The sequence below is a fragment of the Agrobacterium pusense genome (assembly GCF_013285525.1).
Taxonomy (GTDB): Bacteria; Pseudomonadota; Alphaproteobacteria; order Rhizobiales; family Rhizobiaceae; genus Agrobacterium; species Agrobacterium pusense.
Genome location: NZ_CP053856.1, coordinates 1,519,367 through 1,543,673, shown reverse-complemented (window position 1 = coordinate 1,543,673; position 24,307 = coordinate 1,519,367). Strand labels below are relative to the sequence as shown.

Below are 24,307 nucleotides of genomic sequence, written 5' to 3'. Positions count from 1 at the left end.
AGTCCATTATGGCTCGCGAATATAAAATCGAAGACTACCGCAATTTCGGTATCATGGCGCATATCGACGCCGGCAAGACGACCACCACCGAGCGTATTCTCTATTACACCGGTAAGTCGCACAAGATCGGCGAAGTTCACGATGGCGCAGCCACGATGGACTGGATGGAGCAGGAGCAGGAGCGTGGTATCACCATCACGTCCGCTGCGACCACGACCTTCTGGAAGGGCCGTGACGGCAAGACTCGCCGCTTCAACATCATCGACACCCCCGGCCACGTTGACTTCACCATCGAAGTCGAGCGTTCGCTGCGCGTTCTCGACGGCGCCATCGCGCTGCTCGACGCCAACGCCGGTGTTGAGCCGCAGACGGAAACCGTCTGGCGTCAGGCTGAGAAGTATCATGTTCCGCGCATGATCTTCTGCAACAAGATGGACAAGACCGGTGCTGACTTCTACCGCTCGGTAGAAATGATCAAGACCCGTCTCGGCGCCACTGCCGTTGTCATGCAGCTGCCGATCGGCGCTGAGACCGAGTTCAAGGGCGTTATCGACCTGATCGAGATGAATGCTCTCGTATGGCGCGACGAGTCGCTCGGCGCCCAGTGGGACGTCGTCGAGATCCCCGAGGACATGAAGGCCAAGGCTGAAGAATATCGTGAAAAGCTGATCGAGACGGTTGTCGAGATCGACGAAGAAGCGATGGAAGCCTACCTCGAAGGCAACTACCCGGACAACGACAAGATTCGTGAACTCGTTCGCCGCGGCACCATCGACGTGAAGTTCCACCCGATGTTCTGTGGTACTGCGTTCAAGAACAAGGGCGTTCAGCCGCTCCTCGACGCCGTTGTCGACTATCTGCCTTCGCCGCTGGACATTCCGGCGATCAAGGGCATCGACGCCAAGACGGAAGCCGAAATCGAGCGTCACGCTGACGATTCCGAGCCGCTTTCCATGCTCGCGTTCAAGATCATGAACGACCCCTTCGTTGGTTCGCTCACTTTCGCACGCATCTACTCGGGCAAGCTCGAAAAGGGCACGTCTGTCATGAACACGGTCAAGGACAAGCGCGAGCGCGTCGGCCGTATGCTGCAGATGCACTCCAACAGCCGTGAAGACATCGAAGAAGCCTATGCAGGCGACATCGTTGCTCTGGCTGGCCTCAAGGAAACCACCACTGGCGATACGCTCTGCGATCCGCTGAAGCCGGTTATCCTCGAGCGCATGGAATTCCCCGAGCCGGTCATCCAGATCGCGATCGAGCCGAAGACCAAGGGCGACCAGGAAAAGATGGGCCTCGCGCTCAACCGTCTGGCTGCAGAAGATCCGTCCTTCCGTGTCAAGACCGACGACGAATCCGGCCAGACCATCATTGCCGGCATGGGCGAACTTCACCTCGACATCATCGTTGACCGTATGCGTCGCGAGTTCAAGGTTGAAGCAACCGTCGGTGCTCCGCAGGTTGCCTACCGCGAAACGATCACGCGTCAGCACGAAGAAGACTACACGCACAAGAAGCAGTCCGGTGGTACCGGTCAGTTCGCTCGCGTGAAGATCATCTTCGAACCGAACCCCGAAGGCGAAGACTTCAAGTTCGAGTCGAAGATCGTCGGTGGTGCTGTTCCGAAGGAATACATCCCGGGCGTTCAGAAGGGTATCGAAAGCGTTCTGTCTTCCGGTCCGCTGGCTGGCTTCCCGATGCTCGGCGTTAAGGCGACGCTGGTCGACGGTGCATTCCACGATGTTGACTCGTCGGTTCTCGCCTTCGAAATCGCATCGCGTGCCTGCTTCCGTGAAGCAGCCAAGAAGGCTGGTGCACAGCTTCTCGAGCCGATGATGAAGGTCGAAGTCGTAACGCCGGAAGACTATGTCGGCGACGTTATCGGCGACCTGAACTCCCGTCGTGGTCAGATCCAGGGCCAGGAAAGCCGTGGTATCGCCGTCGTCATCAACGCGCATGTTCCGCTCGCGAACATGTTCAAGTACGTCGATAACCTGCGCTCCATGTCGCAGGGTCGCGCTCAGTACTCGATGACGTTCGATCACTATTCGCCGGTTCCGTCGAACGTGGCGCAGGAAATCCAGGCAAAGTACTCCGGTCAGAAGTGATCGGGGTACGCCCCACCGAATTTTGAAGATTATTCCCGTCACGGGACAAGAATGGAGAGCCACTAATGGCAAAGAGCAAGTTTGAGCGGACGAAGCCGCACGTCAACATTGGCACGATCGGTCACGTTGACCATGGCAAGACGTCGCTGACGGCAGCAATCACGAAGTTCTTCGGCGAGTTCAAGGCGTATGACCAGATCGACGCGGCTCCTGAAGAGAAGGCTCGTGGTATCACGATCTCGACGGCACACGTTGAGTACGAGACGGCCAACCGTCACTACGCTCACGTTGACTGCCCCGGCCACGCCGACTACGTGAAGAACATGATCACCGGTGCTGCCCAGATGGACGGCGCGATCCTGGTTTGCTCCGCCGCTGACGGCCCGATGCCGCAGACGCGCGAGCACATCCTGCTTGCCCGTCAGGTTGGCGTTCCGGCCATCGTCGTGTTCCTCAACAAGGTCGACCAGGTTGACGACGCCGAGCTTCTCGAGCTCGTCGAGCTTGAAGTTCGCGAACTTCTGTCGTCCTACGACTTCCCGGGCGACGATATTCCGATCATCAAGGGTTCGGCGCTTGCTGCTCTTGAAGATTCCGACAAGAAGATCGGTGAAGACGCGATCCGCGAGCTGATGGCTGCGGTTGACGCCTACATCCCGACGCCTGAGCGTCCGATCGACCAGCCGTTCCTGATGCCGATCGAAGACGTGTTCTCGATCTCGGGCCGTGGTACGGTTGTGACGGGTCGCGTTGAGCGCGGTATCGTCAAGGTTGGTGAAGAAGTCGAAATCGTCGGCATCCGTCCGACCTCGAAGACGACTGTTACCGGCGTTGAAATGTTCCGCAAGCTGCTCGACCAGGGCCAGGCTGGCGACAACATCGGTGCACTTGTTCGCGGTGTTAACCGTGACGGCGTCGAGCGTGGTCAGATCCTGTGCAAGCCGGGTTCGGTAAAGCCGCACAAGAAGTTCAAGGCAGAAGCCTACATCCTGACGAAGGAAGAAGGCGGCCGTCATACGCCGTTCTTCACGAACTATCGTCCGCAGTTCTACTTCCGCACGACGGACGTTACGGGCATCGTTACGCTTCCGGAAGGCACGGAAATGGTTATGCCTGGCGACAACGTCACCGTTGACGTCGAGCTGATCGTTCCGATCGCGATGGAAGAAAAGCTGCGCTTCGCTATCCGCGAAGGCGGCCGTACCGTCGGCGCCGGCATCGTTGCCTCGATCGTCGAGTAATCTCGACCGTTGAAATTCAGGCTGGCGGCGGTGTGAACAGCACCGCCGCCGGACTTTTGGTAAAAAGCCTGGCGGCGTTGCATTTTTAGTGCTTGAAAAATTCGGTGAAAGCGCGTAAACGCGCACTCACATTCACCGCTGGATTCGCAAGCGATTGCGGAACGCGGTGTTTTTAGCAATACAGACTACTGAAATGATTGGGGTGCGACGCGCATTCCTCTCGATTTTTGAAAATCTGCGGCGCCACGATCAATAGAAGTTCATGTGTTTCCGCGTGCGGAAACGAATAACAAAGAACAAGGACAAGACGAATGAACGGCCAGAATATCCGTATCCGCCTCAAGGCGTTCGATCACCGGATCCTCGATGCCTCTACCCGTGAAATCGTGTCGACCGCAAAGCGCACCGGCGCCAGCGTTCGCGGCCCGGTTCCGCTCCCCACCCGCATCGAAAAGTTTACTGTCAACCGCTCTCCCCACGTTGACAAGAAGAGCCGTGAACAGTTCGAAATGCGGACGCACAAGCGTCTTCTCGATATCGTTGACCCGACCCCGCAGACTGTCGATGCCCTTATGAAGCTCGACCTCGCTGCTGGTGTTGACGTGGAAATCAAGCTCTAAGACCCGGCCCGAACCATTCAGGGTAAGGGCTGAAATAACAAGGAAGGTACGTGGAGCAATCCAACGACTTCCAAACCGGAGACCGGAAACATCGTGAGATGTCGAAGGGCACTCCTTAACAAAGGCCAGAGAGGGTTTTCCCTTCAAGGCTCGCAAGAGGATGAACCAATGCGTTCAGGTGTGATTGCACAGAAAGTGGGTATGACACGCGTCTATAACGACGCAGGTGAGCATATCCCTGTAACAGTATTGCGACTGGATAACGTACAAGTCGTTGCCCAGCGCACGGAAGACAAGAATGGCTACACCGCAGTTCAGCTCGGTGCCGGCCAGTCCAAGGTCAAGAACACGACGAAGGCGCTTCGCGGTCACTTTGCCGCTGCCAATGTCGAACCGAAGGCAAAGCTCGTCGAGTTCCGGGTTTCCCCCGAGAACCTGATCGACATCGGTGCAACACTGACCGCAAATCATTTTCAGACCGGCCAGCTGGTCGATGTCACCGGAACCACGATCGGTAAGGGTTTCGCCGGTGCTATGAAGCGTCACAACTTCGGTGGTGGCCGCGCTTCGCACGGTAACTCGATCTCGCACCGTGCACACGGTTCGACTGGTTCCAATCAGGATCCGGGTCGCGTCTGGAAGGGCAAGCGCATGGCTGGTCATATGGGCCAGACCCGCGTTACGACCCAGAACCTCGAAGTCGTTTCGACTGATGAAGACCGTGGCCTCATCCTCGTGAAGGGTGCAGTTCCCGGCTCGAAGGGTTCCTGGATCATCGTCCGCGACGCCGTCAAGTCGGCTGCGAAGTAAGGGAGCCTTATCATGGAATTGAACGTCAAGACCCTCGAGGGAAAAGACGCCGGCAAGGTTTCTCTGTCGGATGAGATCTTCGGCCTCGACCCCCGCCAGGACATTCTGGCCCGCATGGTTCGCTGGCAGCTTGCAAAGAAGCAGCAGGGAACCCACAAGTCCAAGAACCGGTCGGAAGTTTCCCGCACCGGCGCGAAGATGTACAAGCAGAAGGGTACGGGCCGCGCTCGTCACCATTCGGCTCGCGCACCGCAGTTCCGCGGCGGCGGCAAGGCCCACGGCCCGGTTGTTCGCAGCCACGCCCATGACCTTCCCAAGAAGGTTCGTGCGCTCGCCCTGCGTCATGCCCTGTCTGCAAAGCTGAAGGCTGAAGAACTGATCATCGTCGATCAGCTCGTCGCGTCCGAAGCAAAGACCAAGGCTCTGCTGGGCAGCTTCGCTTCGCTTGGCCTGACCAACGCTCTCGTTATCGGCGGCGCCGAACTTGATGGCAACTTCAAGCTCGCTGCTCAGAACATCCCGAACGTGGACGTTCTGCCGGTACAGGGCATCAATGTTTACGACATCCTGCGCCGTGGCAAGCTGGTGCTTTCCAAGGCTGCTGTAGAGGCTCTGGAGGAGCGGTTCAAATGACGGATCTTCGCCACTACGATGTGATCGTATCTCCTTCGATCACGGAAAAGTCGACGCTGGTATCCGAACAGAACCAGGTCGTATTCAACGTCGCCAAGAATGCTTCCAAGCCTGAAATCAAGGCTGCCGTGGAAGCTCTCTTCGGCGTCAAAGTCACGGCTGTGAACACGCTTATCCGCAAGGGTAAGACCCGTCGTTTCCGTGGGTTCGCCGGTAAGCTGAAGGACGTCAAGAAAGCCGTCGTCACGCTCGCCGAAGGTCAATCCATCGACGTGTCCACCGGACTCTAAAGGTTAGGCCCAAGCGGGCAAAGACCCAAAAGGGAACAATAAAATGGCATTGAAAAGTTTCAATCCGACCACGCCGAGCCAGCGCCAGCTGGTTATCGTGGACCGCGCTTCGCTCTACAAGGGCAAGCCGGTAAAGGCTCTCACCCAGGGCCTCAGCTCCAAGGGTGGCCGTAACAACCAGGGCCGGATCACCGTCCGTTTCCAGGGTGGCGGTCACAAGCGGACCTACCGTCTGGTTGACTTCAAGCGTCGCAAGTTCGACGTTGAAGGCACCGTTGAACGTCTGGAATACGACCCCAACCGCACCGCGTTCATCGCGCTGGTTACGTATACCGACGGCGAACAGGCTTACATTCTCGCGCCACAGCGTCTCGCTGCTGGTGACAAGGTGATCGCCTCCGACAAGGCAGTGGACGTGAAGCCCGGCAACACCATGCCGCTTCAGTACATTCCGGTCGGTTCGATCATCCACAACGTCGAGATGAAGCCGGGCAAGGGCGGTCAGATCGCTCGCTCCGCCGGTACGTATGTCCAGCTCGTCGGCCGCGATGCCGGCATGGCCATCCTGCGTCTCAACTCGGGCGAACAGCGTCTGGTGCACGGCTCCTGCCTCGCATCGATCGGCGCTGTTTCGAACTCTGACCACGCCAACATCAACGACGGCAAGGCCGGTCGTTCCCGTTGGCGCGGCAAGCGTCCGCACGTTCGCGGCGTCGTCATGAACCCGGTCGACCACCCGCACGGCGGTGGTGAAGGTCGCACGTCGGGTGGTCGCCACCCGGTTACTCCGTGGGGCAAGCCCACGAAGGGCAAGCGCACCCGTTCGAACAAGTCGACCGACAAGTTCATCATGCGCTCGCGCCATCAGCGTAAGAAGTAAGAGAGGTAGTCACTAATGGCTCGTTCAGTATGGAAAGGTCCGTTTGTTGACGGCTATCTTCTCACCAAGGCTGAGAAGGTGCGCGAGAGCGGACGTAACGAAGTAATCAAGATCTGGAGCCGTCGCTCCACGATCCTGCCGCAGTTCGTTGGTCTGACCTTCGGCGTCTACAACGGCAGCAAGCATGTGCCCGTCTCGGTTAATGAAGACATGGTCGGACACAAGTTCGGTGAATTCTCTCCGACCCGTACCTATTACGGTCACGGCGCGGACAAGAAGGCAAAGAGGAAGTAATCATGGCGAAGGCTAAGACCGAACGCCGGCTGAAGGACAACGAGGCTCAGGCCGTTGCCCGTACGCTCCGCGTCAGCCCCCAGAAACTGAACCTGGTTGCCGCTCTTATCCGTGGCAAGAAGGTTGATCGCGCTCTCGCCGAGCTCGAGTTCTCCCGCAAGCGCATTGCAGGCACCGTCAAGAAGACGCTGGAATCTGCAATTGCCAATGCGGAAAACAACCACGACCTCGACGTCGACGCTCTCGTTGTCGCCGAGGCCTATGTTGGCAAGTCCATCACCATGAAGCGTTTCCACGCTCGTGGCCGTGGTCGTGCTTCCCGCATTGAAAAGCCGTTCGCTCACCTCACGATCGTTGTTCGTGAAGTCGAGGAAAAAGGGGAGGCCGCATAATGGGTCAGAAAATCAATCCGATCGGCTTCCGCCTCGGCATCAACCGTACCTGGGATAGCCGCTGGTACGCTGACACCGCAGAATACGGCAAGCTGCTGCATGAAGACCTGAAGATCCGGGCTTACCTGATCAAGGAACTCAAGCAGGCCGGTATCGCAAAGGTCGTCATCGAGCGTCCGCACAAGAAGTGCCGCGTCACGATCCACTCGGCTCGTCCGGGTCTGATCATCGGCAAGAAGGGTGCAGACATCGAGAAGCTTCGCAAGAAGCTTTCCGAGATGACCAACTCCGAAACGCACCTCAACATCGTTGAAGTGCGCAAGCCGGAAATTGACGCGACGCTGGTTGCCCAGTCGATCGCTCAGCAGCTCGAGCGCCGCGTGGCTTTCCGCCGTGCGATGAAGCGTGCTGTTCAGTCCGCAATGCGTCTTGGCGCCGAAGGCATCAAGATCACCTGCGGCGGCCGTCTTGGCGGTGCTGAAATCGCTCGTACCGAATGGTACCGCGAAGGTCGCGTTCCGTTGCACACGCTGCGTGCGGACATCGACTACGGCACGGCTGAAGCTGAAACCGCATTCGGCATCTGCGGCATCAAGGTCTGGATCTTCAAGGGCGAAATCCTTGAGCACGATCCGATGGCTTCTGAGCGTCGCGGTCTCGAAGGCGACGCACAGGGCCCTGCAAGCCGTGAGCGTGGCGATCGTGGCGATCGTCGTCGCGAAAACGCTTGATTGACGCTGGCGAAAGATAAGCTCGGAGAAGTAAGAAAATGTTGCAGCCAAAGCGTACTAAGTACCGTAAGCAGTTCAAGGGACGCATCAAGGGCGTCGCCAAGGGCGGCTTTGACCTGGCATTCGGTGAATTCGGCTTGAAGTCGCAGGAACCGAACCGCGTGAATGCACGCGAGATCGAAGCGGCCCGCCGCGCGATCACGCGTTACATGAAGCGCGCAGGTCGCGTGTGGATCCGCGTATTCCCCGACGTTCCGGTTACGGCCAAGCCGACCGAAGTTCGTATGGGTAAGGGCAAGGGTTCGGTCGATTACTGGGCATGCAAGGTCAAGCCCGGTCGTATGATGTTCGAGATCGACGGTGTGTCCGAGGAGATCGCCCGTGAGGCGCTTCGTCTCGGCGCTGCCAAGCTCTCGGTCAAGACGCGCTTCGTACAGCGCATCGCAGAGTAAGGAGCAAGGCACATGAAAGCCGATGAAGTTCGCGGCCTCAGCGCCGACCAGCTCAAGGACAAGCTCGCCGATCTGAAGAAGGAGCAGTTCAACCTGCGCTTCCAGAAGGCAACTGGTCAGCTGGAGAAGTCCTCGCGCATCAACGAAGTCCGCAAGGATATCGCCCGCGTTAAAACCATTGCCCGCCAGAAGGCGGCAGAAGCCAAGGCCTAAGGAAGAATAATATGCCGAAACGCATTCTGCAGGGCGTCGTTGTGTCCGACAAGAACGAGAAGACTGTCGTAGTTCGTGTTGAGCGTCGATTCGCTCACCCGCTGCTTCAGAAGACCGTTCGTCGTTCGAAGAAGTACAAGGCACACGACGAAAACAATCAGTATAAGGTCGGCGATGTCGTTTCCATCGAGGAATGCGCACCGATCTCCAAGGACAAGCGCTGGACGGTCGTTTCCGCCCAGGCTTAATTTCATCAGAATCGCGCCAGGTGTCTTGCACTTGGCGCGAATTCCTGTATGAAGCAGCGCAAGGACGCTCGTGACCCGGGCGTCTTTTGCTTTGATGCGCACGGAAGGTCCTTCGGGAAACCACCCTGTCACGATTTTTCCGCGCAAAAAAAGAGATATTCATAAGCTGGAGCAGGGGGCTCGCTCGGGAGAGTTTGCCCAACCGTTCCGGTAACAACAAGAAGGCGACCTGACATGATTCAGATGCAAACAAACCTCGACGTGGCGGATAATTCCGGCGCACGTCGTGTCATGTGCATCAAGGTGCTGGGCGGCTCGAAGCGCAAATATGCTTCTGTTGGCGACATTATTGTCGTTTCCATCAAGGAAGCTATTCCGCGCGGCCGCGTCAAGAAGGGCGACGTGATGAAGGCGGTTGTCGTGCGCACCGCCAAGGACATCCGCCGCGCTGACGGCAGCGTCATCCGTTTCGATAACAACGCAGCCGTTCTTATCGACAACAAGAAAGAGCCCATCGGCACCCGTATCTTCGGACCGGTTCCGCGCGAACTTCGCGCCAAGAACCACATGAAGATCATCTCGCTGGCTCCGGAAGTACTGTAAGGAGCGTATGCGATGCAGAAAATTCGTAAAGGCGACAAGGTTGTCGTATTGACCGGTAAGGACAAGGGCCGTACCGGCGAAGTAATCCAGGTTTTGCCGAAGGAAGACCGGGCCGTTGTGCGTGGCGTAAACATGGTGAAGCGTCACCAGCGCCAGACCCAGGCCCAGGAAGCCGGCATCATCAACAAGGAAGCATCCTTGCACATCTCCAACATCGCCATCGTCGACAAGGATGGCAAGCCGACCCGCGTTGGCTTCTCGGTTGTGGATGGCAAGAAGGTCCGCGTGGCCAAGCGTTCGGGAGAAGTGATCGATGGCTGATAAGTACGAGCCGCGTCTCAAGACGGAATACGTTTCCCGTATCCGTGGCGCCATGCAGGAGAAGTTCTCCTACGCAAACGTCATGATGATCCCGAAGCTTGAAAAGATCGTGATCAACATGGGCGTTGGCGAAGCGACTGCCGACTCCAAGAAGCCCACGATCGCTGCCGGTGACCTGGCTGCGATTGCCGGCCAGAAGCCGGTCGTTACCCGCGCTCGCAACTCGATCGCTGGTTTCAAGGTTCGCGAAGGCATGCCGATCGGTGCGAAGGTTACCCTTCGTGGCGCCCGCATGTACGAATTCCTTGATCGTCTGGTCAACGTCGCGCTGCCGCGCGTTCGCGACTTCCGGGGCCTGAACCCGAAGAGCTTTGACGGCCGTGGCAACTTCGCCATGGGCATCAAGGAACACATTGTGTTCCCTGAGATCAACTACGATAAGGTTGATCAGATGTGGGGCATGGACATCATCGTTTGCACGACGGCGACGTCGGACGACGAAGCTCGGGCTCTGCTGACAGAGTTCAACTTCCCGTTCCGTCACTAACCGTAACGACGAGCGTAGAAAAGGAACTCCGATATGGCGAAAACAAGCGCAGTTGAAAAGAACAAGCGCCGCCGCAAGTCGGTCGCCCAGCAGGCCAGCAAGCGCGCGGCCCTTAAGGCGATCGTGATGAACCAGTCCCTTCCGATCGAAGAGCGGTTCAAGGCCACCCTGAAGCTCGCTTCGCTGCCGCGTGACGGCTCGAAGACGCGTATCCGCAACCGCTGCGAAGTAACGGGCCGTCCGCGCGCGTTCTATCGCAAGCTCAAGATGTCGCGTATCGCGCTTCGTGAGCTGGGCAATTCCGGCAAGGTGCCGGGCATTGTCAAGTCGAGCTGGTAAGGAGACGGGCACATGACCATGACTGATCCTTTGGGTGATATGCTCACCCGCATCCGCAATGGTGCTGCTCGCCGTAAGTCTTCGGTAAGCACGCCTGCTTCCAGCCTCCGCGCACGCGTTCTCGACGTGCTGCAGTCTGAAGGCTACATTCGCGGTTATTCCAAGGTCGATTTCGAAAACGGCAAGTCCGAATTCACCATCGAGCTGAAGTACTACGAAGGCGCGTCCGTGATCCGTGAGATCGGCCGCGTTTCCAAGCCGGGCCGCCGGGTTTATGTCTCGGTAAAGTCCATTCCGCAGGTCGCGAACGGCCTCGGCATCACCATCCTTTCGACCCCGAAGGGCGTGATGGCCGATCACCAGGCTCGCGAACAGAACGTTGGTGGCGAGGTTCTTTGCTCGGTCTTCTAAGACCCGAGCAAGGATCTCCATAACGAACAGACAGGATTGAATAATGTCTCGTATCGGTAAAAAGCCCGTTCCGGTTCCCGCAGGTGTGACGGCCAATGTCGACGGCCAGAAGGTTACTGCTAAGGGCCCGAAGGGTGAACTGTTTTTCGTCGCTAACGACGACATTCAGCTGAAGCTCGAAGATAACGGCGTTTCCGTAACGCCGGCTAACGGCACCAAGGAAGCTCGTTCGAAGTGGGGCATGTCCCGCACGATGATCGAGAACATCTTCAAGGGTGTTAAGGACGGCTATGAGCGCAAGCTCGAAATCAACGGCGTTGGTTACCGTGCCGCCATGCAGGGCAAGAACCTGCAGCTGGCTCTCGGTTTCAGCCACGACGTTGTTTACGAGCCTCCGGTCGGCATCACCATTGCCGTTCCGAAGCCGACGGAAATCATCGTTTCCGGCATCAACAAGCAGCAGGTTGGCCAGGTTGCCGCGGAAATCCGCGAATACCGCGGTCCCGAGCCCTACAAGGGCAAGGGCGTAAAGTACGCTGAAGAGCGTATTGTACGCAAAGAAGGCAAGAAGAAGTAAGGATCACGCGAAATGGCTAGCAGGAAAGAAGCACTTGCACGTCGCGCGAGCCGTGTGCGCCGCCAGATCAAGGCGGTTGCCAACGGCCGCCCGCGCCTGTCGGTTCATCGCTCGTCGAAGAACATCTACGCCCAGATCATCGATGACGTTGCTGGCAAGACGCTTGCGTCTGCCTCCACGCTCGAAGCCGATCTGCGCGGCTCGCTCAAGACTGGCGCCGACGTTGCAGCAGCAGCTGTTGTCGGCAAGCTGGTTGCCGAGCGCGGCGTCAAGGCTGGCGTCAAGGATGTTGTATTCGACCGTGGCGCGTTCATCTATCACGGCCGTATCAAGGCTCTGGCAGATGCAGCCCGCGAAAGCGGCCTGAACTTCTGATTTTTTTCCGCCCGGACATCGATCCGGGCGGAATTTCACCGGACCATGCGGATCTCGTCTTCGGGGCCGCTGGTCTTTTCGTTTGCCGTTCCACCCGTAAAAGAAAAAGGACAAGGACAATGGCACAGGATAAAAGAGGTTCCCGCGAAGAGCGTCAGAACCGCGAAGAGCGCGATAGCGAATTCGTCGACAAGCTGGTCGCGATCAACCGCGTTGCAAAGGTTGTTAAGGGTGGCCGTCGTTTCGGTTTCGCCGCTCTCGTCGTCGTTGGCGACCAGAAGGGTCGCGTTGGTTTCGGTCACGGCAAGGCTCGTGAAGTTCCGGAAGCGATCCGCAAGGCGACTGAAAGCGCAAAGCGCGATCTGATCTTCGTTCCGCTGCGCGATGGCCGCACGCTGCATCACGACGTCAATGGCCGTCACGGCGCAGGCAAGGTTCTGCTGCGTTCGGCCAAGGCCGGTACCGGTATCATCGCCGGTGGTCCGATGCGCGCCGTATTCGAAACGCTCGGCGTTCATGACGTTGTTGCCAAGTCGACCGGTTCTTCGAACCCGTACAACATGGTTCGCGCGACGTTCGACGCTCTGAAGCATCAGGTTCATCCGAAGGACATCGCTGCACAGCGCGGTCTGAAGTATGCGACCCTTCAGGCTCGTCGTGCCGCTTCCGGCAACGCTTCTGAAGAATAAGGAGCTGGATCATGGCCAAGAAAACTACTGAAGCCAAGAAGACTGTTACGGTCGAACAGATCGGCAGCCCTACTCGCCGCCCGGCAATCCAGCGTCAGACGCTGGTGGGTCTGGGTCTCAACAAGATGCATCGTCAGCGCACCCTGGAAGACACTCCGGCGGTTCGCGGCATGATCCGTGCGGTCCAGCATCTCGTTCGCGTCGTTGACGAGAAGTGAGACGGAGTAACCTATCATGAAACTCAATGAAATCAAAGACAACGAAGGCGCCTCCAAGGATCGTATCCGCGTAGGTCGCGGTATCGGTTCCGGCAAGGGCAAGACCGGTGGTCGCGGTGTGAAGGGTCAGAAGGCTCGTTCGGGCGTCGCCATCAACGGCTTCGAAGGCGGTCAGATGCCCATCTACCGTCGTCTGCCGAAGCGCGGTTTCAACAACATCTTCGCTTCCGAATATGTCGTCGTATCGCTCGGCCGCATTCAGACCGCCATCGACGCCAAGAAGCTTGACGCTTCCGCAACGATCGATGCTGCTGCTCTCAAGGCTGCCGGCGTTATTCGCCGCACCAAGGACGGCGTTCGTATTCTCGCCGACGGCGAGCTGAAGGCTAAGGTCGCTTTCGAAGTGGCCGGTGCTTCCAAGCCCGCAATCGAAAAGATCGAAAAGGCTGGCGGCTCGATCAAGCTTCTCGCAGTTGCAGCAGAAGCCGCCGAGTAATATATAGACTTCAGGCGCCCGGGGCTTGTCGCTCCGGGCGTTTGCGCTCCCTGGCCACTGTTGCTTTCGATCTAAATCGATTTATAGAGCATCAGGGAAATCTCTTCGCGGTGTGCTTCCTTGGCCCCGCTTGCGGCAGAAAGTGCTGCAGGGAGAGCCTCACAGTTCTTGAACTTCCATAGGGGAGGGGATAGGACATAAAAAACAGGGTGAGGCATGATGGCGGCGCAGAGCCGCGTTTGTCCGAAGCCCGGTTTTGACCAGTATCTTTTAGACCTTTCCGCATCGGCCGGTTGCGCTGGCTGGCAAGGGTCATTCGGAGAAATTTATGGCTTCAGCAGCGGAACAACTGGCTTCGAACCTGAATTTTTCGACCTTCGCTAAGGCGGAGGATCTGAAAAAGCGTCTCTGGTTTACTCTTGCCGCACTTCTCGTCTACCGTCTCGGCACCCATATTCCGCTTCCGGGCCTGAACCCTGAAGCCTATGCGCAGGCCTTCCGTGGCCAGGCCAACGGTATTCTCGGTCTTTTCAACATGTTTGCGGGTGGCGCTGTCGAGCGCATGGCGATTTTCGCCCTCGGCATCATGCCTTACATCTCCGCTTCGATCATCGTGCAGCTCATGACCTCGGTCGTGCCTTCGCTCGAAGCGTTGAAGAAGGAAGGCGAAGCCGGCCGCAAGATCATCAACCAGTACACCCGTTACGGCACGGTGCTGCTCGGCACGCTGCAGGCCTATGGCATTGCGGTCGGCCTCGAAAGCGGTAACGGCCTTGTCGTTGATCCGGGCTGGTTCTTCCGCATTTCCACCGTCATCACGCTGCTTGGCGGTACGATGTTCCTGATGTGGCTTGGCGAACAGATCACCTCGCGCGGTATCGGCAACGGTATTTCGCTGATCATCTTCGCGGGCATTGCCGCCGGTCTGCCCAAGGCTCTGGCCGGCACGCTGGAACTCGGCCGCACCGGTGCGCTTTCGACCCCGCTCATCCTGACGGTCGTCGTCGTTGCAATCGGCGTCATTGCCCTTATCGTCTTCGTGGAGCGTGCGCAGCGCCGTCTGTTGATCCAATATCCGAAGCGACAGGTCGGGAACCGCATGTTCCAGGGCGATACCTCGCACCTGCCGCTGAAGCTTAACACGGCCGGCGTCATTCCTGCGATCTTCGCATCGTCGCTGCTGCTTCTGCCGGCAACGGCTGCAGGCTTTGCGGGTAACACCAACCTGCCGACCTGGGCGACCTCGATCATCGCCTCGCTGCAGCATGGCCAGCCGCTGTTCATGGCGCTTTATGGCCTGCTGATTGCTTTCTTCGCCTTCTTCTACACGGCGATCGTATTCAATCCGAAGGATACGGCTGACAATCTCAAGAAGCATGGCGGCTTCATTCCGGGCATCCGTCCGGGCGAGCGCACTGCGGAGTACATTGATTACGTTCTGACCCGCATCACCGTGGTCGGCGCGATTTATCTGGTCTTCGTCTGTATCCTTCCTGAGACACTTATCGCACGTACGGGCATTCCATTAGCCCTTGGTGGTACTTCGCTTTTGATCGTTGTCAGTGTAACTCTGGATACGGTTGCGCAGATTCAGGGTCACCTGATCGCCCAGCAGTATGAAGGTCTGATCAAGAAGTCGAAGTTGCGTGGAGGAAAGAGGGGACGATGAGACTGATATTTTTGGGTCCGCCGGGTGCGGGCAAGGGAACCCAGGCCAAGCGGCTTACTGACAAGTACGGGATCCCCCAGCTTTCAACCGGTGACATGCTGCGCGCTGCGGTCAGCGCGGGCACCGAAATCGGCAAGCGCGCCAAGGCCGTCATGGACGCCGGCGGGCTGGTATCCGACGATATCGTCAATCAGATCGTTTCCGAACGTATCGAAGCTCCTGACTGTGCCAAGGGCTTCATTCTCGACGGTTATCCGCGCACCGTTCCGCAGGCGAAGGCGCTTGCCGACAACATGCGTAAGAAGAACTTGGTACTCGACGCCGTCATCGAACTCAAGGTGGACGAAGAGGCTTTGATTCGCCGAATCGAAAATCGCGTGGCTGAAACCATTGCCGCCGGCGGTACTGTTCGCTCTGACGATAATCCGGAAGCTTTCCGCAAGCGCCTGACGGAATATCGCGAAAAGACTGCGCCGCTGTCCGCTTATTACAGCGAACAGGGCGAACTGGTGACGCTGGATGGCATGGCAGATGTCGATGCCGTCACCGAGGCCATCGAGCGCGTTCTCGAGAAAGCCTCTGCCTGATCGAGAGAATGAGTGGGCGAGGATCGTTGCGTTCTTGCCCATCTTCCTTTTCGAAAGGCGGCTGATCCCTTGGATCGCAAAAGAATCTTGGCGGAGCCGGTTGCTTTTTTGCGCTGATTCCGTTAAACACCGCGCCAACTCGCGACATCCCAAGCGACTGGCGCGGATTTCCCTTAGGGAAGGGAGATCCGGGTTCGGTCGTTTTGACTTGTCACGGACATCAATTTGAACTGGCGGTCTTGTCGGCCGCTCGAATGGAATCACCACTTGCCGGATGGCAACTGGAACCAAGGAGAAAAGACGTGGCACGTATCGCTGGCGTCAACATCCCGACTGCGAAGCGCGTTGTTATTGCGCTGACCTACATTCACGGGATTGGTCCGAAATTCGCGCAGGAAATCATGGACAAGGTCGGTCTTCCGGCTGACAAGCGCGTTCATCAGCTGACGGATGCTGAAGTTCTTCAGATCCGCGAAGCCATCGACCGCGACTACCAGGTCGAAGGCGACCTGCGTCGCGAAACGTCGATGAACATCAAGCGTCTGATGGACCTCGGTTGCTACCGCGGCCTGCGTCACCGTCGTGGCCTTCCGGTCCGCGGTCAGCGCACGCACACCAACGCCCGCACCCGCAAGGGTCCGGCGAAGGCTATCGCTGGTAAGAAGAAGTAATTTTCCGGTTCTCCGGAAAGGGGAGGCTGGTGCAGTCCGCGCCAGCCTTTCTGAGTTTGGCGAAAAGCTCGGTTACGGGCTGATTGCCGGTGTAGCCGCTGGTGTTACGGCGGTGAAGAGATCAATGAAAGGTATAAAATGGCCAAGGAAGCCGCACGCGTCCGTCGTCGCGAACGCAAAAATATCACGTCTGGCGTCGCGCACGTCAATTCGACCTTCAACAACACGATGATCACCATCACCGACGCACAGGGCAATGCTATTGCCTGGTCGTCCGCTGGTGCCAAGGGCTTCAAGGGTTCGCGTAAGTCGACCCCGTTTGCTGCCCAGATCGCTGCTGAAGATTGCGCGAAGAAGGCTCAGGAACACGGCATGAAGTCGCTTGAAGTTGAAGTTTGCGGTCCGGGTTCCGGCCGTGAATCGGCACTTCGCGCCCTGCAGGCTGCCGGTTTCATGATCACTTCCATTCGCGACGTGACGCCGATCCCGCACAACGGTTGCCGTCCGCGCAAGAAGCGCCGCGTCTGACGCGACCGTGGTTCGGAAATTCCGCCTTACCTCAGGTCTGGCGGAATTTTCGTGTATCTGGCGTGTGCGCGTCGATTTCGATCGGCGGACTTGCGCTCAAGAACCCACCGATGAACCGCTGAAATTGGTTCCTCTCGGTGTTTTCATGCTCGGTCCGTCACGATTGGATGGTGGCGGCGAACGGAAGGTTTAAAGATGATTCAGAAGAACTGGCAGGAACTTATCAAGCCGAACAAGGTCGAGTTCACCTCGTCCAGCCGCACCAAGGCAACGCTCGTTGCCGAGCCGCTGGAGCGTGGTTTCGGTCTTACCCTCGGCAACGCGCTGCGTCGCGTTCTGTTGTCTTCTCTGCGCGGCGCCGCTGTTACGGCCGTGCAGATCGACGGTGTCCTGCACGAATTCTCCTCCATCCCCGGCGTTCGGGAAGATGTGACGGATATCGTGCTCAACATCAAGGAAATCGCCATCAAGATGGATGGCGACGATTCCAAGCGCATGGTCGTGCGCAAGCAGGGCCCGGGTGCCGTGACCGCTGGTGACATCCAGACGGTTGGCGACATCGAGATCCTGAACCCCGACCACGTGATCTGCACGCTCGACGATGGCGCTGAAATCCGCATGGAATTCACCGTCAACAACGGCAAGGGTTACGTACCGGCTGAGCGCAACCGCGCGGAAGATGCCCCGATTGGCCTCATTCCGGTGGACAGCCTCTATTCTCCGGTCAAGAAAGTGTCCTACAAGGTTGAAAACACCCGTGAAGGCCAGGTTCTCGACTATGACAAGCTGATCATGACGATCGAGACCAACGGTTCGGTTTCCGGCGAAGACGCCGTTGCCTTCGCCGCTCGCATTCTTCAGGACCAGCTGGGCGTCTTCGTCAACTTCGACGAGCCGCAGAAGGAAGCAGAAGAAGAATCGGTTACGGAACTCGCGTTCAACCCGGCGCTTCTCAAGAAGGTCGACGAGCTCGAGCTGTCGGTTCGTTCGGCAAACTGCCTGAAGAACGACAACATCGTTTACATCGGCGACCTGATCCAGAAGACCGAAGCCGAAATGCTCCGCACGCCGAACTTTGGTCGCAAGTCGCTGAACGAAATCAAGGAAGTTCTCGCTTCCATGGGTCTGCACCTCGGCATGGAAGTGCCGGCATGGCCGCCTGAGAACATCGAAGATCTCGCAAAGCGTTACGAAGACCAGTACTAACAAACAAGAAGGCAGACCTCAAAGACTGCCTTTCCCCGTCAAACAGCAGGTAAGTCACCTGCATGTGCCAGGAAACGGCAGGCCTTAAAGAAGGAACCTGCGTAGAAGGAGAATAGCAATGCGCCACGGTAATTCAGGCCGCAAGCTCAATAGAACCGCCAGCCACCGCAAGGCAATGTTTGCCAACATGGCTGCTTCGCTCATCACCCATGAGCAGATCGTCACCACGCTTCCGAAGGCGAAGGAAATTCGCCCGATCGTTGAGAAGCTCGTCACCCTCGGCAAGCGCGGCGACCTGCACGCTCGTCGTCAGGCGATTTCGCAGATCAAGGATCAGGACGCCGTTCGCAAGCTGTTCGACGCGATCGCAGCACGTTACGCAAACCGCAACGGCGGCTACCTGCGTATCATGAAGGCCGGCTTCCGCCAGGGCGACAATGCCGCTCTCGCTGTCATCGAATTCGTCGAGCGCGACGTTGACGCCAAGGGCGCAGCCGACAAGGCTCGCGTTGCCGCTGAAGCTGCTGCTGCCGAAGCTGCATAAGGTTTGACGCCGTTCAGGCGTCATGAGTTAAAAAGCCGGGCGAGTGATCGCCCGGCTTTTTTGTTTGCGTTGTTTTCTGTGTTTAAGGCTGGCGATCGGGCGAATATTGGCTGATTTGACGAATAAGATCGGCAAGTGGCGCCATCAGGGCGACACGGTCCGAAGCATGATGGGCCAGCCAAAGCTTTTGCAGGTCTTCTTCATTGATCTCGCCATTCTCAATGTGTTCGAGAAGCTTTGATAGTGCGTTCCGATGACCGCTGTTCATCGTCCGGGCAATATCAGTGGGGGCGAGAGCCATCCCCATTGCCATGATGCTGAAAATCTCTGAAACAGCCGCTTGACTGGAGCCGGCAATTTTAGGGCGTTGCGAGGTTTTCGGGTTTTGGTCCGTCGGTTTCATGTTTTTGACGGGCGTTGCTGTGCATTGCCAACGGCGCGTCTTCCCCGCTTCCGCGCCATGATCGTCGGCCGCACCAGCCGATAGCCGAGCAATACCACCATGGTGCTGATATAAAACACCGGCTCCAGCGTGATCGATTTTCGTGCCAGCACGAAATGCAGGACGCCGACGATGAGCACGAGATAGACGAGTTTATGCAGCGTGTTCCAGCGGCTGCCGAGTTTGCGGATCGACCAGCGGTTGGAGGTGAGCGCCAGGGGAAGGAGCATGACGAGCCCCGCCATGCCGAACATGATATAGGGCCGTTTCAGGATATCACCGGCAATGGAACTGAAGACGAGGCCACGGTCCAGCACCAGATAGACGGTAAAGTGCGCCAATACGTAATAAAAGGCAATCAGGCCCAGCGCCCGACGATAGGCGATGAGGTTGATGTTGAAGAGATCGCGTAGCGGCGTCACCAGCAGGCCTAGACAGAGGAAGCGAAGCGCCCAGATGCCGAGGAGGTGTTCGAAATCCTTGACCGGGTTGAAGCCGAGGCCTCCGGTTGCGGCGAGGTAGAAATACCAGACGCCGGGAGCAAGGCCGATGACATACAGCGACCAGATGGCCGCCGGTTGGTAACGCTTCGGCAGAGAGGGTAAGGTGAAGGCGAAAGCCATGGTCAATAATTCGCCTTCAGGTCCATGCCGGCGTAGAGGCTCGCTACTTCATCGTAGCCATTGAACATCAGGGTAGGGCGGTTCTGGGTGCCAAAGAAGCCGCCTTCGCCGATGCGCTGCTCCGCCGCCTGGCTCCAGCGGGGATGGTCCACATGTGGATTGACGTTGGAATAGAAGCCGTATTCGCGAGCGTTGGAATTTTTCCAGGTCGTTTCCGGTTGTTTCTCGACAAGCGAAATGCGGACGATGGATTTGATGCCCTTGAAGCCGTACTTCCACGGCACGACAAGCCGGATCGGTGCGCCGTTCTGGTTCGGCAACGTCTCGCCATAAAGGCCGACGGCAAGGATGGTCAGGGGATGGCGGGCTTCATCGAGGCGCAAACCTTCGACATAGGGCCATGACAGGGGCTGGAACAGGCCGCTCTGTCCGGGCATTTCCTCTGGCCGCACCACGGTCTCGAAGGAAACATATTTCGCGCTGCCCAGCGGTTCGACCTTGTCGAGCAGGCTTGCAAGTGGGAAGCCGATCCATGGAATGACCATCGACCAGCCTTCGACGCAGCGCATGCGGTAGGTGCGTTCCTCAAGCTGATATTTCATCAGCTCTTCGATGCCGAATTCCTGTGGCTTGGAAACGAGGCCATCCACTTTCACGGTCCAGGGGGTGGGTTTGAATTTGCCGGAATTTTCCTTGGGGTCGGATTTGCCGACGCCGAATTCGTAGAAGTTGTTGTAGCTGGTGACGGCATCAAGCGGCGTGAGTTTTTCATCCAGCTTGTAAGCGCCGGGTTTCGCCGCGAGCGGAGCGGCAACCGCCTCACGGCCCGCAAGCCCTATTGCCGCAAGGCCCGCCGCTGTGCCGAGGAAGCCGCGTCTGGAAAGGTAGATGTTTTTCGGCGTGATTTCGCTTGCCGAAATATGGGGCGGACGATAGGCGGGCATTGGAACCTCCACAAAAGCCGGGTGCATCGGCGATAAATCGATTATGATAGCCAATACGGCCGCTGCACAGATATGTTTCAATCTGCTGCGGAAAAACAGCGCCGGGCAGACGGAAATCGCGCATTTGTGATAGGCCGTCGTCCGCTCGCCCGCGTTAAGGGAAAGGCGTACCGTACCGAACCGTACTGTTTTGCCTTAAGGTGACAGTGACAGCGCTTGCGGTTTGCGTTAGAAACACCGCAAAATAGGGCAGAGGCAGCTTCCACCGCGTTGCGGGCAGGCGCGCTTCGCCCCGAGATTGAGGAAAACACCATGCCAGCCTATCGCTCAAGAACGACAACCCACGGCCGCAACATGGCGGGCGCGCGCGGCCTTTGGCGCGCCACCGGCATGAAGGACAGTGATTTCGGCAAGCCGATCATCGCTGTCGTCAATTCCTTCACGCAGTTCGTGCCCGGCCACGTCCACCTCAAGGATCTCGGCCAGCTGGTTGCCCGTGAAATCGAGGCGGCCGGCGGTGTTGCCAAGGAATTCAACACCATCGCGGTCGATGACGGCATCGCCATGGGCCATGACGGCATGCTTTATTCGCTGCCCTCGCGCGAGATCATCGCTGACTCGGTCGAATATATGGTCAATGCCCATTGCGCCGATGCCATGGTGTGCATTTCCAACTGCGACAAGATCACCCCCGGCATGTTGAATGCTGCCATGCGCCTCAACATCCCCGCCGTCTTCGTGTCCGGTGGTCCGATGGAAGCGGGCAAGGTTGTCCTGCATGGCAAAACCGTCGCGCTCGATCTGGTCGACGCCATGGTGGCTGCCGCCGATGACAAGATTTCTGACGAGGACGTCAAGGTTATCGAGCGATCTGCCTGCCCGACCTGCGGTTCCTGTTCCGGCATGTTCACCGCCAATTCGATGAACTGTCTGACCGAGGCGCTGGGCCTGTCTCTGCCCGGTAACGGCTCGACGCTTGCCACCCATTCGGATCGCAAGCGACTTTTCGTCGAGGCCGGTCATCTGATCGTCGATCTGGCCCGCCGTTATTACGAGCAGGAAGACGAAACCGTTCTGCCGCGGACCATCGCCAACAAGGCGGCGTTTGAAAACGCCATGTCGCTGGATATCGCCATGGGCGGCTCCACCAATACGGTGCTGCATATCCTCGCTGCCGCGCACGAGGGCGGGGTGGATTTCACCATGGAAGACATCGACCGTCTGTCCCGCAAGGTTCCGTGCCTTTCGAAGGTCGCGCCCGCCAAGCAGGACGTTCACATGGAAGACGTTCACCGCGCGGGTGGCATCATGCGCATTCTTGGCGAGTTGGAGCGCGGCGGTCTGATCAACCGCGATACCTATACGGTGCATGAAGCGACGCTGGGTGACGCCATCGACCGCTGGGACATCACCCGCACCAACAGCGAGACGGTGCGCGAATTCTTCAAGGCGGCCCCCGGCGGCGTGCCGACGCAGGTTGCCTTCAGCCAGTCCTCGCGCTGGGACGATCTGGATACCGACAGCGACAATGGCGTCATTCGCTCGGTCGAGAAACCATTCTCCAAGGATGGTGGTCTTGCCGTGCTTTACGGCAACATCGCGCTCGACGGCTGTATCGTGAAGACGGCAGGTGTTGATGAGTCCATCCTGAAATTCAACGGCCCGGCGGTCGTTTACGAAAGCCAGGACGCGGCGGTTAAGGGCATTCTCGGCAACGAGGTCAAGGCGGGCGACGTCGTCGTCATCCGTTATGAAGGTCCTAAGGGCGGCCCGGGCATGCAGGAAATGCTCTATCCGACCAGCTACCTGAAATCCAAGGGCCTCGGCAAAGCCTGCGCGCTGATCACCGACGGTCGCTTTTCTGGTGGCACCTCAGGCCTTTCCATCGGCCACGCCTCGCCGGAAGCGGCACAGGGCGGCGCCATCGGCCTCGTGCGTCAGGGCGATCTGATCGAGATCGACATTCCGAACCGCACGATCAACCTGAAGGTTTCCGACGCGGAACTGGCCTCGCGCCGGGCCGAGCAGGAAGAGAAGGGCTGGAAGCCGGAAGCACCGCGCAAGCGCAATGTCACGACGGCGCTGAAGGCCTATGCGGCCTTTGCGTCGAGCGCAGACAAGGGTGCTGTGCGGATATTGCCGGAGTAATCCTGTCGCAGAGTGGGTTGGAAGGTTACGCCTGATGCGTCGCTTTCTTCCCGGAGTGCTCGAAGAGCAATACAAGCACGCTTCGTCACCCCGGAACCGATCCGGGGTCCAGCGCGATCAAGTCCTCGATCGCAAGAGACTCTTCTTACGGCGCAGACGCGCCGTGCCTGATGCCGGATCAAGTCCGGCAGGGCGGAGGAGAAAGCTCTCCACCTCCATTTAAATTGAGCCGCTCTCTGAGCGGCTTTTTGCTGTCTGAATTTGGAGTGAATTCGGCTCACAAACAGATTCAATTACTTCGCGGGATGATTCCTGGTATCCCTTCACCGTTTTGTTTTTCCATCGTAAATGTGGAGCTGACTGCAGATTGTTTCTGGCGTGGCAGTCACATTGGAGTGATGTTCGTCCAGCGACCCTTTTCCAGAAAGCAGCGATGCCTAAGTTCATCACCATGAAAAGACGAACCGCACTCGCCCTCATTGCGTCGCTACCCTTCGCCTCACTTGCCCGTGCCCAGAGCGCCGGGAACAACGTCCGTTTCGATCCGTTCCTGCGGGAGGCGGATGCGTTTTCCAGTCTCAAGACCGTCATCGTCAGCATCGATGGCGAGGAGATCGCTAGCCGCGCCTATCATGGTGCCGGTTTGAACGGCTCCACCAATATCAAATCGGCCTCAAAATCGATCATCTCCGCGTTGGTCGGCATGGCGATCGACCGCAAGATTCTCCAAGGTGCGGACCAGCCGATCGCGACCATTCTGCGCGGTGAATTTCCGCAAAATCCCGATCCCCGGCTGGAGCGGATCACCGTTGGTCACCTCCTGTCAATGCAATCCGGTCTGGAGCGCATGTCCGGGCCGAATTACGGCCGTTGGGTTGCCAGCCGCAACTGGGTGCGGATGGCCTTGGGGTCGGGTTTCGCCGGAGAGCCGGGTGGCGGCATGCTTTATTCCACGGCGTCGACACATCTGCTGTCGGCGATATTGACGAAGGCATCCGGCCGTTCGACGCTTTCTCTCGCCCGAGACTGGTTTCGGCCCCTGGAAGGGTTTTCCATCGGCGGCTGGGAGCGCGATCCGCAGGGCATCTATCTCGGCGGCAACCAGATGGCGATGACCGCGCGGTCGCTGCTGGTCTTCGGTGAGCTTTACCGCAGAGGCGGCGTGACACCCGGTGGTGAGCGGTTGATTTCGCAGGACTGGATCGAGCAATCATGGCGACAGCGCACCAATTCGGTCTTCAACGGCGACGGTTACGGTTATTGCTGGTTCATCAGGGAGATGGCGGGCGAGACGGTCTATTATGCCTGGGGTTATGGCGGGCAGATGCTGTACATCGTGCCGGCAAAACGACTGTCCGTCGTGATGACCTCCCGTGAAGACGCGCCATCGGCCCGAACCGGTTACCGCGATCAGCTGCATGGCCTCATGGAGAACGTCATCCGCGCGGTGTGATCGG

The 24,307-nt window shown here is 58.2% G+C and carries 34 protein-coding genes; 31 read left to right on the top strand and 3 right to left on the bottom strand.

Features of this window, described 5'->3' with window-relative positions; genetic code table 11:
• The first annotated feature begins 8 nt into the window (after nucleotides 1-8).
• The 29 genes from fusA to rplQ all read left to right on the top strand — a co-directional run bounded on the left by fusA (nucleotide 9) and on the right by rplQ (nucleotide 18,693).
• The gene (fusA, locus tag HQN82_RS07645) at nucleotides 9-2,108 is read left to right on the top strand and encodes an elongation factor G (RefSeq protein WP_004442619.1); all 2,100 of its coding nucleotides are present in this window, start codon (nucleotides 9-11) and stop codon (nucleotides 2,106-2,108) included.
• Between the two features lie 65 nt (nucleotides 2,109-2,173).
• On the top strand, nucleotides 2,174-3,349 hold the full coding sequence (gene tuf, locus HQN82_RS07640) for an elongation factor Tu (protein WP_004442617.1): 1,176 nt from the start codon (nucleotides 2,174-2,176) through the stop codon (nucleotides 3,347-3,349).
• 311 nt (nucleotides 3,350-3,660) lie between these two features.
• On the top strand, nucleotides 3,661-3,969 hold the full coding sequence (gene rpsJ, locus HQN82_RS07635) for a 30S ribosomal protein S10 (RefSeq protein ID WP_003507767.1): 309 nt from the start codon (nucleotides 3,661-3,663) through the stop codon (nucleotides 3,967-3,969).
• 168 nt (nucleotides 3,970-4,137) lie between these two features.
• Entirely contained in the window at nucleotides 4,138-4,779 is a 642-nt protein-coding gene (gene rplC, locus HQN82_RS07630) for a 50S ribosomal protein L3 (protein ID WP_004442604.1), read from the top strand.
• 12 nt (nucleotides 4,780-4,791) lie between these two features.
• Nucleotides 4,792-5,412 carry a 50S ribosomal protein L4 gene (rplD, locus tag HQN82_RS07625; RefSeq protein WP_003495173.1) on the top strand — a complete coding sequence of 207 codons (621 nt, stop codon included), beginning with the start codon at nucleotides 4,792-4,794 and terminating at the stop codon, nucleotides 5,410-5,412.
• Complete coding sequence (locus HQN82_RS07620) at nucleotides 5,409-5,702, top strand: 50S ribosomal protein L23 (RefSeq protein WP_003521003.1); 294 nt, start codon at nucleotides 5,409-5,411, stop codon at nucleotides 5,700-5,702. Before rplD ends, HQN82_RS07620 begins: the two co-directional genes overlap by 4 nt.
• Before the next feature lie 43 nt (nucleotides 5,703-5,745).
• Nucleotides 5,746-6,582, top strand: coding sequence for a 50S ribosomal protein L2 (gene rplB, locus HQN82_RS07615; protein ID WP_003521004.1), 837 nt, complete (start codon nucleotides 5,746-5,748; stop codon nucleotides 6,580-6,582).
• A 15-nt stretch (nucleotides 6,583-6,597) separates the two neighbouring features.
• Nucleotides 6,598-6,876: a 30S ribosomal protein S19 gene (gene rpsS / locus HQN82_RS07610; protein ID WP_003507772.1), complete on the top strand. Its 279-nt coding sequence runs from the start codon at nucleotides 6,598-6,600 to the stop codon at nucleotides 6,874-6,876.
• A 2-nt stretch (nucleotides 6,877-6,878) separates the two neighbouring features.
• Nucleotides 6,879-7,268: a 50S ribosomal protein L22 gene (gene rplV, locus HQN82_RS07605; RefSeq protein ID WP_003521005.1), complete on the top strand. Its 390-nt coding sequence runs from the start codon at nucleotides 6,879-6,881 to the stop codon at nucleotides 7,266-7,268.
• The gene (gene rpsC, locus HQN82_RS07600) at nucleotides 7,268-7,999 is read left to right on the top strand and encodes a 30S ribosomal protein S3 (protein ID WP_004442600.1); all 732 of its coding nucleotides are present in this window, start codon (nucleotides 7,268-7,270) and stop codon (nucleotides 7,997-7,999) included. The genes rplV and rpsC overlap by 1 nt, the downstream gene beginning before the upstream one ends.
• A gap of 38 nt (nucleotides 8,000-8,037) precedes the next feature.
• Nucleotides 8,038-8,451 carry a 50S ribosomal protein L16 gene (gene rplP, locus HQN82_RS07595; RefSeq protein ID WP_003495190.1) on the top strand — a complete coding sequence of 138 codons (414 nt, stop codon included), beginning with the start codon at nucleotides 8,038-8,040 and terminating at the stop codon, nucleotides 8,449-8,451.
• A gap of 12 nt (nucleotides 8,452-8,463) precedes the next feature.
• Nucleotides 8,464-8,664, top strand: a complete 201-nt coding sequence (gene rpmC, locus HQN82_RS07590) for a 50S ribosomal protein L29 (RefSeq protein ID WP_003495193.1) — start codon at nucleotides 8,464-8,466, stop codon at nucleotides 8,662-8,664.
• An 11-nt stretch (nucleotides 8,665-8,675) separates the two neighbouring features.
• Complete coding sequence (gene rpsQ / locus HQN82_RS07585) at nucleotides 8,676-8,912, top strand: 30S ribosomal protein S17 (RefSeq protein WP_003495195.1); 237 nt, start codon at nucleotides 8,676-8,678, stop codon at nucleotides 8,910-8,912.
• A gap of 234 nt (nucleotides 8,913-9,146) precedes the next feature.
• Nucleotides 9,147-9,515, top strand: coding sequence for a 50S ribosomal protein L14 (rplN, locus tag HQN82_RS07580; RefSeq protein WP_003495199.1), 369 nt, complete (start codon nucleotides 9,147-9,149; stop codon nucleotides 9,513-9,515).
• A 12-nt stretch (nucleotides 9,516-9,527) separates the two neighbouring features.
• The gene (gene rplX, locus HQN82_RS07575) at nucleotides 9,528-9,836 is read left to right on the top strand and encodes a 50S ribosomal protein L24 (protein WP_003521006.1); all 309 of its coding nucleotides are present in this window, start codon (nucleotides 9,528-9,530) and stop codon (nucleotides 9,834-9,836) included.
• Complete coding sequence (gene rplE, locus HQN82_RS07570; protein WP_173614728.1) at nucleotides 9,829-10,383, top strand: 50S ribosomal protein L5; 555 nt, start codon at nucleotides 9,829-9,831, stop codon at nucleotides 10,381-10,383. Before rplX ends, rplE begins: the two co-directional genes overlap by 8 nt.
• 33 nt (nucleotides 10,384-10,416) lie before the next feature.
• On the top strand, nucleotides 10,417-10,722 hold the full coding sequence (gene rpsN / locus HQN82_RS07565) for a 30S ribosomal protein S14 (RefSeq protein WP_004442591.1): 306 nt from the start codon (nucleotides 10,417-10,419) through the stop codon (nucleotides 10,720-10,722).
• 12 nt (nucleotides 10,723-10,734) lie between these two features.
• Nucleotides 10,735-11,133, top strand: coding sequence for a 30S ribosomal protein S8 (rpsH, locus tag HQN82_RS07560; RefSeq protein WP_004442588.1), 399 nt, complete (start codon nucleotides 10,735-10,737; stop codon nucleotides 11,131-11,133).
• 43 nt (nucleotides 11,134-11,176) lie between these two features.
• On the top strand, nucleotides 11,177-11,710 hold the full coding sequence (gene rplF, locus HQN82_RS07555; protein ID WP_003495204.1) for a 50S ribosomal protein L6: 534 nt from the start codon (nucleotides 11,177-11,179) through the stop codon (nucleotides 11,708-11,710).
• A 12-nt stretch (nucleotides 11,711-11,722) separates the two neighbouring features.
• Entirely contained in the window at nucleotides 11,723-12,085 is a 363-nt protein-coding gene (gene rplR / locus HQN82_RS07550) for a 50S ribosomal protein L18 (RefSeq protein WP_003507787.1), read from the top strand.
• 119 nt (nucleotides 12,086-12,204) lie between these two features.
• Nucleotides 12,205-12,774 carry a 30S ribosomal protein S5 gene (gene rpsE / locus HQN82_RS07545; RefSeq protein WP_004442585.1) on the top strand — a complete coding sequence of 190 codons (570 nt, stop codon included), beginning with the start codon at nucleotides 12,205-12,207 and terminating at the stop codon, nucleotides 12,772-12,774.
• A gap of 11 nt (nucleotides 12,775-12,785) precedes the next feature.
• Nucleotides 12,786-12,992 carry a 50S ribosomal protein L30 gene (gene rpmD, locus HQN82_RS07540; protein WP_173614727.1) on the top strand — a complete coding sequence of 69 codons (207 nt, stop codon included), beginning with the start codon at nucleotides 12,786-12,788 and terminating at the stop codon, nucleotides 12,990-12,992.
• 16 nt (nucleotides 12,993-13,008) lie between these two features.
• Nucleotides 13,009-13,488, top strand: coding sequence for a 50S ribosomal protein L15 (gene rplO / locus HQN82_RS07535; protein WP_173614726.1), 480 nt, complete (start codon nucleotides 13,009-13,011; stop codon nucleotides 13,486-13,488).
• A gap of 328 nt (nucleotides 13,489-13,816) precedes the next feature.
• The gene (secY, locus tag HQN82_RS07530) at nucleotides 13,817-15,157 is read left to right on the top strand and encodes a preprotein translocase subunit SecY (protein ID WP_004442582.1); all 1,341 of its coding nucleotides are present in this window, start codon (nucleotides 13,817-13,819) and stop codon (nucleotides 15,155-15,157) included.
• A complete protein-coding gene (locus tag HQN82_RS07525) occupies nucleotides 15,154-15,744 on the top strand; it encodes an adenylate kinase (RefSeq protein WP_003507790.1) in 591 nt (196 codons plus the stop codon). Before secY ends, HQN82_RS07525 begins: the two co-directional genes overlap by 4 nt.
• A 302-nt stretch (nucleotides 15,745-16,046) precedes the next feature.
• The gene (rpsM, locus tag HQN82_RS07520) at nucleotides 16,047-16,415 is read left to right on the top strand and encodes a 30S ribosomal protein S13 (RefSeq protein WP_003516122.1); all 369 of its coding nucleotides are present in this window, start codon (nucleotides 16,047-16,049) and stop codon (nucleotides 16,413-16,415) included.
• Nucleotides 16,416-16,553: 138 nt separating this feature from the next.
• Nucleotides 16,554-16,943, top strand: coding sequence for a 30S ribosomal protein S11 (gene rpsK, locus HQN82_RS07515; protein WP_003495225.1), 390 nt, complete (start codon nucleotides 16,554-16,556; stop codon nucleotides 16,941-16,943).
• Between the two features lie 195 nt (nucleotides 16,944-17,138).
• On the top strand, nucleotides 17,139-18,149 hold the full coding sequence (locus tag HQN82_RS07510) for a DNA-directed RNA polymerase subunit alpha (RefSeq protein ID WP_003495228.1): 1,011 nt from the start codon (nucleotides 17,139-17,141) through the stop codon (nucleotides 18,147-18,149).
• Nucleotides 18,150-18,267: 118 nt separating this feature from the next.
• Nucleotides 18,268-18,693: a 50S ribosomal protein L17 gene (gene rplQ, locus HQN82_RS07505; RefSeq protein ID WP_003521014.1), complete on the top strand. Its 426-nt coding sequence runs from the start codon at nucleotides 18,268-18,270 to the stop codon at nucleotides 18,691-18,693.
• Between the two features lie 82 nt (nucleotides 18,694-18,775).
• On the opposite strand, the gene HQN82_RS07500 is transcribed toward rplQ, so the two are convergent.
• Genes HQN82_RS07500 through msrP form a run of 3 tightly spaced genes read right to left on the bottom strand, consistent with a single transcriptional unit; the run spans nucleotide 18,776 to nucleotide 20,702 of the window.
• Complete coding sequence (locus HQN82_RS07500; RefSeq protein WP_004442573.1) at nucleotides 18,776-19,096, bottom strand: hypothetical protein; 321 nt, start codon at nucleotides 19,094-19,096, stop codon at nucleotides 18,776-18,778.
• A complete protein-coding gene (gene msrQ, locus HQN82_RS07495; RefSeq protein WP_113381311.1) occupies nucleotides 19,093-19,758 on the bottom strand; it encodes a protein-methionine-sulfoxide reductase heme-binding subunit MsrQ in 666 nt (221 codons plus the stop codon). The genes HQN82_RS07500 and msrQ overlap by 4 nt, the downstream gene beginning before the upstream one ends.
• Nucleotides 19,759-19,760: 2 nt before the next feature.
• Nucleotides 19,761-20,702: a protein-methionine-sulfoxide reductase catalytic subunit MsrP gene (gene msrP, locus HQN82_RS07490; RefSeq protein ID WP_173614725.1), complete on the bottom strand. Its 942-nt coding sequence runs from the start codon at nucleotides 20,700-20,702 to the stop codon at nucleotides 19,761-19,763.
• Nucleotides 20,703-21,014: 312 nt separating this feature from the next.
• Between msrP and ilvD the strand changes: the two genes are divergently transcribed.
• Both ilvD and HQN82_RS07480 read left to right on the top strand, forming a co-directional pair.
• Nucleotides 21,015-22,850, top strand: a complete 1,836-nt coding sequence (gene ilvD / locus HQN82_RS07485) for a dihydroxy-acid dehydratase (RefSeq protein ID WP_006697627.1) — start codon at nucleotides 21,015-21,017, stop codon at nucleotides 22,848-22,850.
• Nucleotides 22,851-23,301: 451 nt separating this feature from the next.
• Nucleotides 23,302-24,303 carry a serine hydrolase domain-containing protein gene (locus HQN82_RS07480; RefSeq protein WP_173615007.1) on the top strand — a complete coding sequence of 334 codons (1,002 nt, stop codon included), beginning with the start codon at nucleotides 23,302-23,304 and terminating at the stop codon, nucleotides 24,301-24,303.
• Nucleotides 24,304-24,307 lie beyond the last annotated feature (4 nt).